Origin of the sequence: Paludisphaera borealis (assembly GCF_001956985.1) — a bacterium.
Classification (GTDB): domain Bacteria; phylum Planctomycetota; class Planctomycetia; order Isosphaerales; family Isosphaeraceae; genus Paludisphaera; species Paludisphaera borealis.
The window spans coordinates 3,272,882-3,286,030 of record NZ_CP019082.1 but is presented as its reverse complement, the minus strand read 5'-3'; the positions used below and the strand labels follow the sequence as shown (position 1 = coordinate 3,286,030).

The following is a 13,149-nucleotide window of genomic DNA, read 5'->3' as shown; positions in this document are numbered from 1 at the left end:
GCCGGGGGTGGGACGCGTGGATCAGGCGGTGGGGACGTCTCCGATTTCGAGAGTCCGAGGGGGTCGGACTCGCGGGAGGCCGTTGAGCGCCGCTTCATCGCGTGCGACTCGCCTTCAAAGCCTGACTCGCGCACGGCCAACATCCTATCGAGAGATCGTGACGACCAGACGCGGAATCTGTGTGGGTTTCACGAAGAGTCTTCAGGGACGGCCCTGCCAGGCCCGACTCCGCCCGCCAGCAGCCGCTCGATCAGCATCGCGACGCCGTCCCCGTCGTGGTCGCCGGTGACGTGGTCGGCGACGGCGAGGACGTCGGGCGGGGCGTGGCCCATCGCGACTCCCAGGCCGGCGCCCTCGATCATCGACACGTCGTTGACGTCGTCCCCCACGGCGCAGATCTCCTCGGGAGCGACGCCCCACAGTTCGGCGACGTGAAGCACCGCCGCCCACTTGCCGGCGTCGCGACGGACCACCTCGCACATCGTCCCCTTGTACTGGGGGCTGCGCTGGACGAACGTGCGGACCTGGTCGGAATAGGCGTCGAGCACGATCCGCTCGAACACAAGCATGTCGTCACGTGATCCGATGGCGCATATGTGGAACAGCGGCTCGGCGGTCCAGTCGGAGGCGGCCTCGGCGTGGGCGCGGTTGCGGTCGACGTAGTCGTCGTACAGCGGCCGGCCGGAGGGGTGCCGCGAGACTCGGAAGTCGGCCTGATCCGGACGGCGGTCGTTGAACGCGACGATCAACTGGTCGTGGGCGTGGAACAGGTCGAGCAAGGCGTGGGCCAGCGACGGCTCGAAATCGGCCCGCCAGAGCGTGCCGTGGTCGGCCGGGCTCTTGACGATCGCGCCAGAGTTGCAAACGATCGGCGCGTCGAGGCCGAGCAGTTCGGCGATCGGCCGCGCCCGCCGGTAGCGTCGGCCGGTGCAGAGGATCGGCCTGATCCCGGCCCTCGCCGCGCGCGTCACGGCGTCGGCCGTGGTCGTCCGCAGCGCGCCGAAGCGGTCGAGCAAGGTGCCGTCGACGTCCAGGGCCAGGATGCGGAATCGAGGACGGCTCATGTAGCCCGGTTCGCATGGGTCCGTCGGCCGCAGACGCTGTGTGGGAACATCCCCGCCCGGTCGAGCGTCCCGTCGGCCGAGATCGGCATGGGCAGATACTCGGTCTCGCGCTTCAGGCTCGCGTTCGCCTCGACCTCGGCTTCGAGCGGCTTCGACACCCACAGCTCCTCGACTTCGAGCGTGTTGGGGATCACCACGATCCGGGCCTCGGCGGGGTCGATCCGCCAGCAGGTGTCGATGCCCTTTTCGATGACCTCGCGGTCGGTGGGCAGGGTGATCGGAATCCGCGACCGTTCGAGGCAGCACGAGGTCAGGGTGTTGATTCGGAGCGCCTCCTGATCGACCCGCGAGACCAGGCGCTCGGTGGTCAAATCGGCGAAGCCGACGCCGACGATGTTGCCGTGGCTCTCGTCGGAGACGTCGAGGACCACCAACCGCGTCACGACGGGGCGGTCGAAGTCGTTCTGAGTCTCGACCATCAGCCGGCCGATGACGTTTGGGTCCATGCCGGCGCCCGAGTAGTTCTTGCCCAGCTCGCCGACCACCAGCAGGTCGATCTGGTCGAACGGCAGCCTCCCCATCAGCGCCCGGGCCTTGTCGAGCAGGGCGGGCTCCTGGTCGAAGACCGTCTCGGGCTCCAGCGGGACGATCTCGGCGGTCTCGTCGCGGGCGTTCTCGATGATCGCCAGGCCGAGAGCGAACTTGGTGTTCTCCACCAGGAACCGACCGACGGCGGGGAGCACTTCCTTCAGCCCCCGGAGGCCCAGCTTGTGGACCTGGCTGGCGCCGTCGCGCTTGCCCAGGCCGATCGTGAGCATTTTGACCACGCCCGACTCGTAGGTCGCGACGAAGTCGGTGTGCGGCTTGACCCGGTTGAGCAGCACGATGCCGTCGGCCTGGTAGGCGTTGCGGTCGAAGTAGATCGGCAGGCCGACCGGGTTGGTCCCCAGCACGACGGTGTCCATGTCGGTCTTGACCGGCACGCCCATGCTCTCGGCGGTGACGTCGTAGCTGGCCAGCAGCTCGGCCTGGCCCTCGGCCGTGGCGCCGCCGTGGCTCCCCATCGCCGCGACGATGAACGGTTTGAAGCCCATCTCCTGGAGCGTCTGGACGGTCTCCCTGGCGATCACGGCGATCCGGTTGACGCCCCGGCTGCCGACCCCCACCGCGACCGTCCCGCCGGCCGGCACGCGGTCGCGAATCCGGCTTTCGAGGATCAGCCGGCGGACCGTCCCCGCGAGGTCTTCCACGCGGGGCTGGGGGATCTGCTGTCGGACGCGGGCGAGGTTGGGGAGGTTCATCGTTGTGTGACCTATGCGGCGGGTGGGGAGATGAAGCGGGTCAGCTCAGGCGCGGGACCAGTCGCTCGGCGATGGTCTTGCCGATGTTGAGCGAGGCCGTCGCGGCGGGCGACGGGGCGTTGTTGACGTTGACGATCCGGTCGGCCTCCTGGATCAGGAAGTCGTCGACCATCGCGCCGTCGGGCGTCACGGCCTGCGCCCGGATGCCGGCCGGCGCGGGCTTCAGGTGCTCGGCCCGGATCTCGGGGACGAGCCGCGACAGGGCCCGGACGAACGCCTTCTTGCTCGCCGACCGCCACATCTCGCCCAGTCCGGTCTTCCAGTACTTGGCGGCCAGCTTGAGGAAGCCGGCGTAGCTGAGGGTGTCGGCCATGTCGGCCAGGTTGAAGTCGGTCTTGCGATAGCCCTCGCGGCCGAAGGCCAGCACGGCGTTGGGCCCGCACTCGACCCCCCCCTCGATCATCCGGGTGAAGTGGACGCCGAGGAACGGGAAGGCCGGGTCGGGCACCGGGTAGATCAGGTTCTTGCAGAGGTGCTCGGCCTCGGGCTTCAGCTCGAAGTACTCGCCGCGGAACGGGATGATCTTGGCGTCGGGCTTTTGGCCGCCGAGCGCCGTGACGCGGTCGGAGTAGAGCCCCGCGCAGTTGACGACCTGGCTGGCCTCGACCTCGCCGGCGGCGGTCGTGATCACGACCTTGTCCCCCTTGCGCTCGATCTTGGTCGCCCTGGCCGACGTGAGGACCTGGCCGCCGGCCTCGCGGATGCGTTCGGCCAGGCGTCGGCAGACCTGCTTGTAGTCGACGATGCCGGCCTCGGGGACGTGGATCGCCTTGATCCCCGCCGCGTGCGGCTCCAGCTCGGCCAGCCGTTCCCGGCCGATCACCTCGCAGACGACGCCGTTGGCCTGCCCGCGCTCGTAGATCCGGTCGAGGGCCGGCAGGTCGGCCTCGTCGATCGCCACGATGACCTTGCCGCAGATCTCATAAGCGATCCCCTCCGCCTCGCAGAACGCCTCCATCAACTTCTTGCCCTCGCGGCAGTTGGTCGACTTGAGCGAGCCGGGCTTGTAGTAGATCCCCGAGTGGAGCACGCCCGAGTTGTGACCCGTCTGATGGAGGCCCACCTCGGCCTCTTTTTCGAGCACCACCACGCGACGTTGCGGGAGGGCTTTATTGAGCTGGTAGGCCGTCGCGAGCCCGACGATCCCGCCGCCGATTATAGCGACATCGGTTGATATCAACGTCTTCCTCTTCCTCGATTCCCTGTTGAGCGAAGCCTGGGTGCGGACTCACATCATCGTTGACCCGCAAAAAACGCACAAGACCTCCAGGTCGTGGGCGGGGCGGCTCCTCTCACCGCCCATACAGGCCGATCCCCGGGCCGAGGTTGGGAGCGTAGACGCCGATCGAGGGGGGCGGGGCGATCTGAGAAGGGGTCAGGCCGGTGCCGGAGACGACGGGGAAGGTCTGGTAGATGGAGCCGGACGTCGGCGACCCGTAAACGTAGCCGGGGGCGACAAAGCCGGGACGCCACAGGTTGACGCCGTACCGGCCGGGCAGGAAGCCGTTGCTCGGGTAGTTCGCCGAGTACGACGACCAGGGGGCCGCCGAGTACGACGTGTAGGTGCGTGGTATGCCGTAACTCGCGTAGCCGTAGCTGGTTCCGTAAAGACCTGGAGCGGCGAAATAGTCGCCGACGCGGTAGGTTCCGACAGCGGGGCCACCCACCACGGCCTGGGCCTCGACCCGAGCGGACGTCGCCAGAAGAACCCCGGCCGAGACAATCAGCGCAAGTCGTCGCATGGTCCGAAATCCTCAAGGTGAATGACGTTCGATCGATCGACCGGGCGGGGCCGCCGGCCGACGCGCTGGTGCGCGGTCGAACCGCGGGCCCGACGCCTTCATTCTACCGCATCTTCGAGGACCGGGTCGGACGCGCCGGACGAGATTCCCCCGCGTCCACCGTCGTCGTCGCCGACGTCAGGGATAGAGCGGGCGGCCCTGGTAGTATTCGGAGTAGTAGTTGGTGCCGTAGGGCCCCAGGCCGTACGCCTCGCCGTAGGTTTGCTGACGGTTGTAGGGGGAGTAGGCATTAGGCGCCATCATTCCTCCCTCGCCGTACAGCCGGGTCTGCGGGAGCGGAGTGCGATACGGGGCGGGCCCCGCATTGTATCCGCGCGTGTACGTGCGCCGCCGGCCCAGGACGGTTCTGGGTTGCACAACGACGGGCCTGGGTTGCGTGATCACGGTCCCTGGCTGCGTGACGACGGTTCCGGGTTGAAGGTACGACTCGGGGTAGATGACGCCGTCGAGATACGTCGGCCCGCCCAGCATGTTCCAGCGGTTGCCCGGAACGCCCGAGATCGGGGGCTGCTGGACGTACGTGTTGCCGAAACCGCCGTTCACGAAGCCGCCGTCCACGACCGGTCCGTCGACCACGGCCCCCGGGAAGACGTACTCTTGCGCGGAAACCGTCGACGCCAGCCCGATCGCCAGCGACGACGCAAGCCAAATGCCGAAAACGCGATTCATCAGTGTCGTCTCCCGGAGCCAGGGGGGACCGCCGCCGCTGAAATCGCGCGCCGCGATTCGAAATGCGACACACCCCCAACCATCCACATCAATCATACCTCTCGTACGCCTTGCGAGACAGGACGTCCATCGAGAATCTCGCCGATCGAATTTCGGTTTCCCAAAAACAAGGTTTTGGATATTTTCAAGCGGGTATTGCAGACGGTCGAAAAACCAGTACCATGACATCCACAGGCAAGAATGGCGCCGTCCTGTCTTGGAAGTGGCCGGCGTGGGAATGGGGAAACGAGGCTGTGCATGGTGGTGGTCGAGGGCGCTAAGGTGGATCGTCGGTCGTTGGAGGAGGTGCACGGGTCGGTCGACGTTCCGTCCGAGGTGGGGCGTGGGGGGCGGTTTCGCCGGCTGTTCGCCTTCATGGGACCGGCCTATCTGGTGAGCGTCGGCTACATGGACCCGGGCAACTGGGCGACCGACCTGGAGGGGGGCGCGCGGTTCGGGTATGCGCTGCTCTGGGTCTTGTTGATGTCGAACATCATGGCGGTGCTGCTCCAGACCTTGGCGGCTCGGCTGGGGGTGGTGACCGGCCACGACCTGGCGCAGGCGTGTCGGGCCGAGTATTCGCCGAGGGTCAACCGGGTGCTCTGGTTGCTGGCCGAGGTCGCGATCGCGGCGACCGATCTGGCCGAGATCCTGGGGACGATCATCGCGCTCAAGCTGCTGTTCGGGATGCCCCTGCTCTGGGGATGCCTGGTCACAGCGTTCGACACCTTCCTCCTGCTCTACCTCCAGCGGTGGGGGATGCGGAAGATGGAAGCCGTGATCCTGGTGCTGGTGGCGACGATCGGCGGCTGCTTCCTGGTCCAGGTCTTCCTGGCCCGGCCCGACATGGCGGCGATGGCCGTCGGCTTGCGGCCGACCTTGCCGCCGGGATCGTTGTTCGTGGCGATCGGGATCTTGGGGGCGACGGTCATGCCCCACAACCTTTATCTCCACTCGGCGCTGGTGCAGTCGCGGCGGATCGGCAAGGACGAGGCGAGCCGGAGGTCGGCCTGCAAGTTCTACCTGATCGATTCGGCGATCGCGCTGAACGCGGCCTTCTTCGTGAACGCGGCGATCCTCGTCGTGAGCGCGGCGACCTTCCACAGCGGGGGGATGCAGGACGTCGCCTCGATCGAGAAGGCGTATGAGCTGCTCCCCTCGTTCCTGGGGGCGTCGGCCCCGATCCTGTTCGGCATCGCCCTGTTGTGCGCGGGGCAGAGTTCGACCCTGACGGGGACCTTGGCCGGGCAGATCGTGATGGAAGGCTATCTGCATCTCAAGATCGCCCCCTGGCTGCGACGGCTCATCACCCGGATGCTCGCCTTGATCCCGGCCGTCGTGGTGATCTCCCTGACCGGCGAGGAGTCGACGCAGGAACTCCTGGTGCTCAGCCAGGTGATCCTCAGCTTGCAGCTCTCGTTCGCGGTCATTCCGTTGATTCACTTCACGTCGAACCGCCGCAACATGGGGGTCTTCGCGACTCCTTGGTGGGGGAAGATCCTCGCCTGGACCGTGGCGGCGATCATCGTGGGGCTCAACGGCTACCTCGTCGTTGATCAGATCAAGGGCTGGATCGAGGCGGCGGCCGACTCGGGAATCCATTACGGTCCGATCCCGCTGTCCTGGCTGGCGGCGATCGGCCTGATCGGGGGCGCGGGGAGCGTCGCCGGGCTGCTGGTCTGGGTTCTGATCAAGCCGCTGGTCCGGCCGTCGCCCGCGTGGTCGCCCCCCGGGCGCGTGGTAATCGACTGGGACGAGGCGCTCCGGCCCCGCCCGCTTTCACGGATCGGCGTGGCGCTCGAGCACAAGCCGGGCGACTCCGAGATCCTCAACCGGGCGATCAGCCTGGCCCAGGCTGATCCCGGCCGCCGCGAGCTGGTCTTGCTGCACGTCGTCGACACCGCCATGACGGTCGTCCACGGCGCGTTGACGGCCGACCTGGAGACGGGCGCCGACGCCGACTACCTCGACGATCTCGTCCGGGCCCTGCACGAGAAAGGCTTCCGCGCGCGCTCCGCCCTGCTCCACGGGACCGACCCCGCCGGCCGCCTCATCGAACATCTACGCAACGAACCCGTCGACCTGCTGGTCGTCGGCTCGCACGGCCACGGCCTGTTGCGCGACCTGCTGTACGGCCAGACCGTCGACCGGGTCCGCCACCGCCTCGAAATCCCCATGCTCATCGCGCGGCCCGACCGCTCGACGCCCCTTTCGGGCGACTCCTGACCTCCACCGACAGCCGAATTGTCAAAAAGCCCCTACCTGGCCCGGCCGTCATCCACCCGACGGCCGGGCCGGAATGGCTTCGTTCGCGCTTTTTTTGACGGCGTTCGTGGGATGGACCGTCGGCCTTCCCGCTTCCAGCAGCTTCGCCAGGTAATCGGTCATCCCCTCGGCGACGAGGGTTTCGATCGGGTCGGATCGGTACGAGGACGGGCGCGCGGCCGGCTTCCGGGGGGCCGGGGGATTGGGTTCTTCTGAAAATCTTCCGGGCCATGTGTCAGGCTGCAGGGGCTGGTAGTTGGCGTTCGCGGTAGTCGGCCCCGTTCTTGAGCAGGTGCCAGATCACCACCAGGATCTTGTGCGCCACGGCGATCAGAGCCTTCTTTTTCCCGAGTCGTGGGACCCATCGACGGTAGCAGATGCTGAAGGCGGTGTTCTTGGCGTGGCTGGCCGACCACGCCGACTGCACCAGGAGCGAACGCAGCCACGGACTCCCCTTGGTCGTCTTGCCGCTGCGGCGTTTGCCGGCGCTTTGGTCGTTGCCCGGGCACAGCCCCGCCCAGGAGCAGAGGTGGCCCGCGGTCGGGAACGACTCCACGTCCGGCCCGATCTCCCCCACGATCACCTCCGCCGCCCGATCCCCCACTCCGGGGATCCCCTGGAGCCGGCCCGCCGCCTCGTCGAACGGCCTCATGGCCTCGTCGATCCGCTCGTCCAGCCGCTCGATCAGGCGTTCCAACGCGTCGATCTGATCCGTCAGCAGCCGGAGCACGAAGCGGTGGTGGTCGGTGACCCGGCCCAACAGCGCCCGCCTCAGCTCGGGGATCTTGCCCCGGAGCCGCTGCTTGGCCAGATCGGCCAGCTTCTCCGGGTCGTCCTGGCCGTCGATGATCGCCCGGATCATGGCGCGCCCCGAGGCCCCCAGGACGTCGCTGGCCACCGACCCCAGCTTGACGTTGGCGTCCTCCAGCGTCTTCTGGAGGCGATTGGCCACCGCGGCGCGGTCGCGGACCAACTCGGTGCGCTGCCGGGTCAGGTCGCGAAGCTCGCGGATCTCCGGCTTGGGGATGAAGCTGGGCGACAGCAGGCCGTGCTGGAGCAACTGGGCGATCCACTCGGCGTCCTTGACGTCGGTCTTGCGGCCGGGGACCTGCTTGAGCCGCCCGGCGTTGACCAGCATCACGTCGAATCGCCCTTCCAGGATGTGGAAGATCGGCTTCCAGTAGACGCCCGTGCTCTCCATGGCGACCTCGCGGACGCCGTGGGCGTCGAGCCAGTCGGCCAGGGCCAGCAAGTCCGCGGTCATCGTGCCGAAGGTGTGGACCACCGAGGCGACCGAGCCGTCGGGGTTGATGTGGCGGACGCAGGCGACGACGGTCTTCTTGTGGACGTCGAGCCCGGCGCAGCGATCGTGAACGATGTCCATGACGTCCCCTCCAACTCGAGTGGTCGGAAACGAAGCAGTCCGAGCCGGTGGGACGACCTCGGGGCGTAAAGCAGTTTCTTCTACGTGCTCCCCCGCTTCCGGGGGGCGACAGGACGGGGTTCGACATGAAGTCGAGCCGAGGCCGGGACCAAGTTCCTTCGCGGGTTCGCGACACCAAAGCCAATGACGGCCTCTCGCCCAGGGCCGGACATCCGCAGCATAACCCAACCCGACCCCATTTTCATGGGACGGGTTGAGCCAAAGGCTCATGACCGTTCCTTCGGCGGTTTTTTCTCCGCTTTCGACGCCTGCGCCTCGGCCTTGCGGATCTTCGCCAGCAGATCGATGGTCCGGAGCAGCTCGCGGGTCCGGGCGGTCTGGTATCGCCGCAGCCGCTCAGAGGCGTCGCTGGCGGAGAACGACGCTTGCTCGGCCAGCTCCAGCGCGTCGTCGCCCTCGATTTCTTCCAGGTCGGCGAGCAAGTCTTGAAGCCGTTCGATTTCGCGTTCGGCGATCGATCGAAGGAACGCGACGCCTGCCTCGGGACTTTCGGGACGCGGCACGATCTCGCGCCAGACCCGCCAGGCGCTGAACGCCGGATCTTCGTACGGCGTCAACTCTTGCATCTGGAGCCAGAACCGCGTCCCCCACTTCTCCTCGATCGTCTCCCAGGCGAGGAAGATCTCGTTCAGCTCGGGGTCGTCGATCGCGGCGAGGGGCTGTTTGCCGAGCAGGCGGACGAACTTGAACTGGTCGAGGAAGGTCCAGTCTTCGTTCGAGATGATGAGGCACCTCATTTCGACCCAGCGGTCCAGCAGCCAACGGACGCCTTCGGGCGATTCTTCGAGCCGGGCGACGAAGGCCGACGGATCGTCCGACCAGGCCGGCCCGGAGATCGGCAGCAGCCGTTTCCCCGCCATGTAGAAGAGTTTACGGCCGAGGTCGCAGACCTTCTCGGTGCGCCTGGCCTTGGATTTGAGCATCGCCTTCCTGACCTTGCGCGCAAGCAAGGCGGTCTCGTACCGTTCGGCCCGGTCGAGGCTCCAGGAGATCCGCGCGGCGCGGCTGACCAGTTCGCGCTCGATGGCGTTGGTCGGCTGGTAGTCGTCGATCCAGTCCTGGATCTTGGCTTCCAGCTCGGCCGGGTCCTCGTGCGGCAAAACCGGGTTGACGGTCTTGGCGCAAAGGCCGTGTTTGAGGGCGTTGAGCCGCGATCGAGCCTTGCCGTCGTCGGATTTCGGTCCGCAGCTTTTCTTGGCGTTGGCGCGGTTGGCCAGGATCTGGGCGTCGGTGGCCATGGCGGGGCGATCTCCTCGGAGGGGGCGTCGTCGATGAGGCCTCTAAGGATCAAGATGTCGCCGGACGACCCGTTTCAGAAAAGTATCTGGGGGATTTCGGACGGTTTTGAGGTGGAGATTGCGGATTTTGCGGGCGCAGGCCCCGTTTCGCGTTTTAACGGACCGTCCAAGAACAAGGCCCGATTGCTGGATTGAGGAAATTCACCACGGAGGACTCGGAGAATACGAAGAGGAACGATTCATTGGATCGACCTTTCCGAATCCTCTCTCTTTCCGCTCCGCATCCTCCGTGGTGAGTTCATGAATTTCTTCGCCGCGACGTTTCGACTTCGCACTTCGAGTTGGACGTTGTTCGTGAGCAACCCCCAAAGTTCCGAATCACAGCGGAGGGACCGGAACTTGGGATTTGCTACACTTATTTCGTGCCAAGTCCTAAGTGGCGATCGTTCACGCCGAAGTTGGCGTTCCAAAGGGGATCGAGAATGATGTCCGTGAAGTTCCGTCCGGCTTTCTTCGCCATGGCGATCCTCGCCGTCCCGGCTGGGGGCCTAGCGGCTCAGGAGCCCGCCACCGTCGCCGGAGCGGCCAAGGCGATCAATTTGGAGACCTTCCCGCTGATGCCCGGCGGCGTTTCGAAGGCGCCTCGCCGCCTGGCGAACCTCGGCTATTCCGCCAGGAGCGACACGCGCGGGGCGTTCGCCTTCCAGAAGAAGACGCTGGAGGAGCGGGGCTGGAAGGAGCTTCCCGGCGGATATCAAAGCGACCAGGCTTGCAGCGGCACGTTCGGAAAGGATGGATTCACGGTGTCGGTGTCGACGAGTCCCGCCTACGGCCCGGGAGCCGCCGGATTGGTCGACATCCGTCTGGCGAATCATGGAAACGTCGACGTGAGCAAGCTGCCGGTCCCGCCCGGCTCGAAACCTCTTTACACCTTCCCCACGACCACGGCCTACGTCACCGAGAAGACCGTGAAGGAGACCTCCGAGGCCATCCGGGCGCTTCTGACGGCCGAGGGATGGGAGCCTTACGGCCACGCGGGCGATTCGTTGTTTTTCAAGAAGAACGCGGTCAAGCTTTCGGCCTGGCCCTCGGTCGCGCCGGCCCAGGGGGGGAAGACGGTGATCCAGCTCTCGACCGAGCTGATGTCGGTCGACCTGCCCGCCCCCCCCTCGTTGCTCACCGCCGCTTACGCCGACACGACCAAGGCGCTTTCCCTCGAAGTTGACATGAAGTCCGACGCGTTGGCGGCCTTTTACAAGGAGGCGCTGGGCAAGGCGGGATGGAAGGCCACCACCGACAAGCCCGTAAAGATCGATTTCCGCGATATGATGATCTTCCGCAACGACGCAAAGGACATCGCCACCCTGAAGATGCACGAGTTCGAGGGGAGGCTGCGGGCGAACATCGACCAGAAGACCGCCGCCGAGTTCGAGGAAGACATCCGGCTGGCCGCGGCGGAAGAGGCGAAGCGAATGGCCGATTCGGCGGAATACACGAAGAAAGCCGCCGAGAAGGCCGCCAAGGACCGGGTGAAAGTCGCGATCAACGTGCCCGCCGGAGCGAAAGACGTGGAGCGCTCGAAGGACAAGGTCGAATTCAAGCTCGCCGCCGGCGAGGCGATGGCGGCCGTCCAGGCGATCCACGCCGCGCTGGTCAAGGACGGCTGGAAAGGAAAGACGCCCAAGTTCGAACCGCTGGCCGGTACTTCGACTCTCGGCAAGAAAGCGGGAGTCAGCCTGGTGATCGTCTACGTTGACACGGGCCTCGACGACGCCGACGTCATGATCTCGTTATTCGGCGCGGACGTCGAAGGGGCGAAGGCGAAGTGACAGTGAGTGCGCCCCGACTTCGACTCACAAGCCCCCGTCGAGCGCGTCGCGGATGCTCGGCAGGTATTTCTCGGGCGAGGCGGTGTTGACGAGGACGACGCGGTCGTTTGGTTTGATCAGGCCGCGGTCGGCGAGTTCGGGGAGGGCGGCGAGCGCGGCGGCGCCTTCGGGAGACCAGGCGAACCGGACTCGCCGCCATTCGTCGGCGATCGTCCCGTGGATCGCCTCGTCGCTCACGGCCACTCCGCAGCCGCCGCTCTCGCGAACGATCCGCAGCACGTTGACGTGGCCGACGTTCTGCGCCACGTTCAGGCCGGTCGCGACGGTCCGGCCGGGGGGCAGCGGGGTGACGTCGGCGGCGCCCTCGGCGAGCGCCCGGACGATCGGCGTGGCGGCCTCGCTCTGGACGCAGATCATCCGGGGACGCCGCGAGCCGACCAGCCCGAGCGCCTCCAGCTCGTCGAACGCCTTGGCCATGCCGACGACCCCCGTGCCGCCGCCGGTCGGGTAGACGATGACGTCGGGAAGCTCCCAGCGGCGGTCGGCCAGGCGGTCGCCGGCCGGCTCGGCCATCTCCAGGCCCAGCGTCTTCTTCCCCTCGGTCCGCCAGCCGGGCTCCTGGAACGTCGCCGCGCTCATGTAGCCGAGCGGAACGTAATGCTCGCGGACGCGCTTTCCGCAGTCGATGATAGTCCCCTCGACCAGGTCGAGCGTGATCAGGTCGGGGTGAAGCCGGGCGTAGGCGGCGACCTTTCCCAGAACCGGCAGATCGGTGTCGGGCGACATCACGATCGCCGCCTCGATTCGAGCCGCGACGGCGTACTCGGCCAGCGAGTCGCCGGCGTTCCCCTGGGTCGGCACGGCCAGCCGGCCGATCCCGAGCGCCTTGGCCATCGAGACCGTCACCGCCATCCCCCGGTCCTTGAACGAGAGCGTCGGATTCGCGCCGAAGCCGGCGTGCGGTCGGCCCTCGTCCTTCACTTCGAGGCGGCATCCCAGGCGGTCGGCCAGCGGGTGGGTGTAGGCGAGTGACGGCGTGCAGCCCTCCCCCAGCGTGACGATGCTCCGGCGATCGTCCGGGTCCGACCAGTCGAGCGGCAGCAAGCCGCCGAACCGCCAGAGGTTCTTGAGGTCGGGGTTCCACCAGCCGTCCGGTCCTTGCTCCCTTTTGAGTCGGTCGAGGTCAAGAACCATCCAGATCGGCCGGCCGTCGTGAGGGCAAAGGTTCAGGACGGCCGTCGCCTCGAACGTGCTTCCGCAGACCGAACAGGCAAGATGCGACACATATCGCATGCGAATCACGCCTCCTTTTGAATCGCGCGTCCTGTCAAGATTCGGCGCGAATAAACACGGCCCCGAGAACGTCATTTTTATATCGAGCAGGTGAGCCAGAAGCCTCTCGCTGCCCGAATCGGTCTATCCAGGCCGTTCAGGACGG

10 protein-coding genes are annotated in these 13,149 nt (G+C 66.7%); 2 read left to right on the top strand and 8 right to left on the bottom strand.

The window, feature by feature from the left end:
* Window positions 1-188: 188 nt before the first annotated feature.
* From BSF38_RS12695 to BSF38_RS12675, 5 genes are all read right to left on the bottom strand, one after another.
* Window positions 189-1,064, bottom strand: coding sequence for an HAD family hydrolase (locus tag BSF38_RS12695; RefSeq protein ID WP_076346116.1), 876 nt, complete (start codon window positions 1,062-1,064; stop codon window positions 189-191).
* On the bottom strand, window positions 1,061-2,365 hold the full coding sequence (locus BSF38_RS12690; RefSeq protein WP_076346114.1) for a nickel pincer cofactor-dependent isomerase, group 22: 1,305 nt from the start codon (window positions 2,363-2,365) through the stop codon (window positions 1,061-1,063). The genes BSF38_RS12695 and BSF38_RS12690 overlap by 4 nt, the downstream gene beginning before the upstream one ends.
* 40 nt (window positions 2,366-2,405) lie before the next feature.
* The gene (gene lhgO, locus BSF38_RS12685) at window positions 2,406-3,605 is read right to left on the bottom strand and encodes an L-2-hydroxyglutarate oxidase (RefSeq protein ID WP_076346112.1); all 1,200 of its coding nucleotides are present in this window, start codon (window positions 3,603-3,605) and stop codon (window positions 2,406-2,408) included.
* A gap of 112 nt (window positions 3,606-3,717) precedes the next feature.
* Window positions 3,718-4,167: a hypothetical protein gene (locus BSF38_RS12680; protein ID WP_076346110.1), complete on the bottom strand. Its 450-nt coding sequence runs from the start codon at window positions 4,165-4,167 to the stop codon at window positions 3,718-3,720.
* Between the two features lie 177 nt (window positions 4,168-4,344).
* Window positions 4,345-4,896: a hypothetical protein gene (locus BSF38_RS12675; RefSeq protein WP_076346108.1), complete on the bottom strand. Its 552-nt coding sequence runs from the start codon at window positions 4,894-4,896 to the stop codon at window positions 4,345-4,347.
* Window positions 4,897-5,193: 297 nt separating this feature from the next.
* Here BSF38_RS12675 and BSF38_RS12670 point away from each other — a divergent pair, with 297 nt between their 5' ends.
* The gene (locus BSF38_RS12670) at window positions 5,194-7,161 is read left to right on the top strand and encodes an Nramp family divalent metal transporter (protein WP_076346106.1); all 1,968 of its coding nucleotides are present in this window, start codon (window positions 5,194-5,196) and stop codon (window positions 7,159-7,161) included.
* Between the two features lie 274 nt (window positions 7,162-7,435).
* Here BSF38_RS12670 and BSF38_RS12665 read toward each other — a convergent pair whose 3' ends face one another.
* Together BSF38_RS12665 and BSF38_RS12660 are read right to left on the bottom strand one after the other, a co-directional pair.
* A complete protein-coding gene (locus tag BSF38_RS12665; protein ID WP_076343043.1) occupies window positions 7,436-8,584 on the bottom strand; it encodes an IS110 family RNA-guided transposase in 1,149 nt (382 codons plus the stop codon).
* Between the two features lie 266 nt (window positions 8,585-8,850).
* Window positions 8,851-9,882 (bottom strand): hypothetical protein, encoded by a 1,032-nt coding sequence (locus tag BSF38_RS12660; protein WP_076346104.1) that lies wholly within the window; start codon window positions 9,880-9,882, stop codon window positions 8,851-8,853.
* Between the two features lie 482 nt (window positions 9,883-10,364).
* Here BSF38_RS12660 and BSF38_RS12655 point away from each other — a divergent pair, with 482 nt between their 5' ends.
* On the top strand, window positions 10,365-11,711 hold the full coding sequence (locus tag BSF38_RS12655) for a hypothetical protein (RefSeq protein ID WP_076346102.1): 1,347 nt from the start codon (window positions 10,365-10,367) through the stop codon (window positions 11,709-11,711).
* Window positions 11,712-11,735: 24 nt separating this feature from the next.
* On the opposite strand, the gene BSF38_RS12650 is transcribed toward BSF38_RS12655, so the two are convergent.
* Complete coding sequence (locus BSF38_RS12650; protein ID WP_076346100.1) at window positions 11,736-13,004, bottom strand: threonine synthase; 1,269 nt, start codon at window positions 13,002-13,004, stop codon at window positions 11,736-11,738.
* Window positions 13,005-13,149: the final 145 nt, after the last annotated feature.

What these genes read in the sequence shown, in the direction of transcription:
- BSF38_RS12665 (WP_076343043.1), bottom strand. Translation starts at nt 8,584, where the DNA reads ATGGACATCGTTCACGATCGCTGCGCCGGGCTCGACGTCCACAAGAAG.
- BSF38_RS12680 (WP_076346110.1), bottom strand. Translation starts at nt 4,167, where the DNA reads ATGCGACGACTTGCGCTGATTGTCTCGGCCGGGGTTCTTCTGGCGACG.
- BSF38_RS12695 (WP_076346116.1), bottom strand. Translation starts at nt 1,064, where the DNA reads ATGAGCCGTCCTCGATTCCGCATCCTGGCCCTGGACGTCGACGGCACC.
- BSF38_RS12650 (WP_076346100.1), bottom strand. Translation starts at nt 13,004, where the DNA reads ATGCGATATGTGTCGCATCTTGCCTGTTCGGTCTGCGGAAGCACGTTC.
- BSF38_RS12660 (WP_076346104.1), bottom strand. Translation starts at nt 9,882, where the DNA reads ATGGCCACCGACGCCCAGATCCTGGCCAACCGCGCCAACGCCAAGAAA.
- BSF38_RS12655 (WP_076346102.1), top strand. Translation starts at nt 10,365, where the DNA reads ATGATGTCCGTGAAGTTCCGTCCGGCTTTCTTCGCCATGGCGATCCTC.
- BSF38_RS12675 (WP_076346108.1), bottom strand. Translation starts at nt 4,896, where the DNA reads ATGAATCGCGTTTTCGGCATTTGGCTTGCGTCGTCGCTGGCGATCGGG.
- BSF38_RS12670 (WP_076346106.1), top strand. Translation starts at nt 5,194, where the DNA reads ATGGTGGTGGTCGAGGGCGCTAAGGTGGATCGTCGGTCGTTGGAGGAG.
- BSF38_RS12690 (WP_076346114.1), bottom strand. Translation starts at nt 2,365, where the DNA reads ATGAACCTCCCCAACCTCGCCCGCGTCCGACAGCAGATCCCCCAGCCC.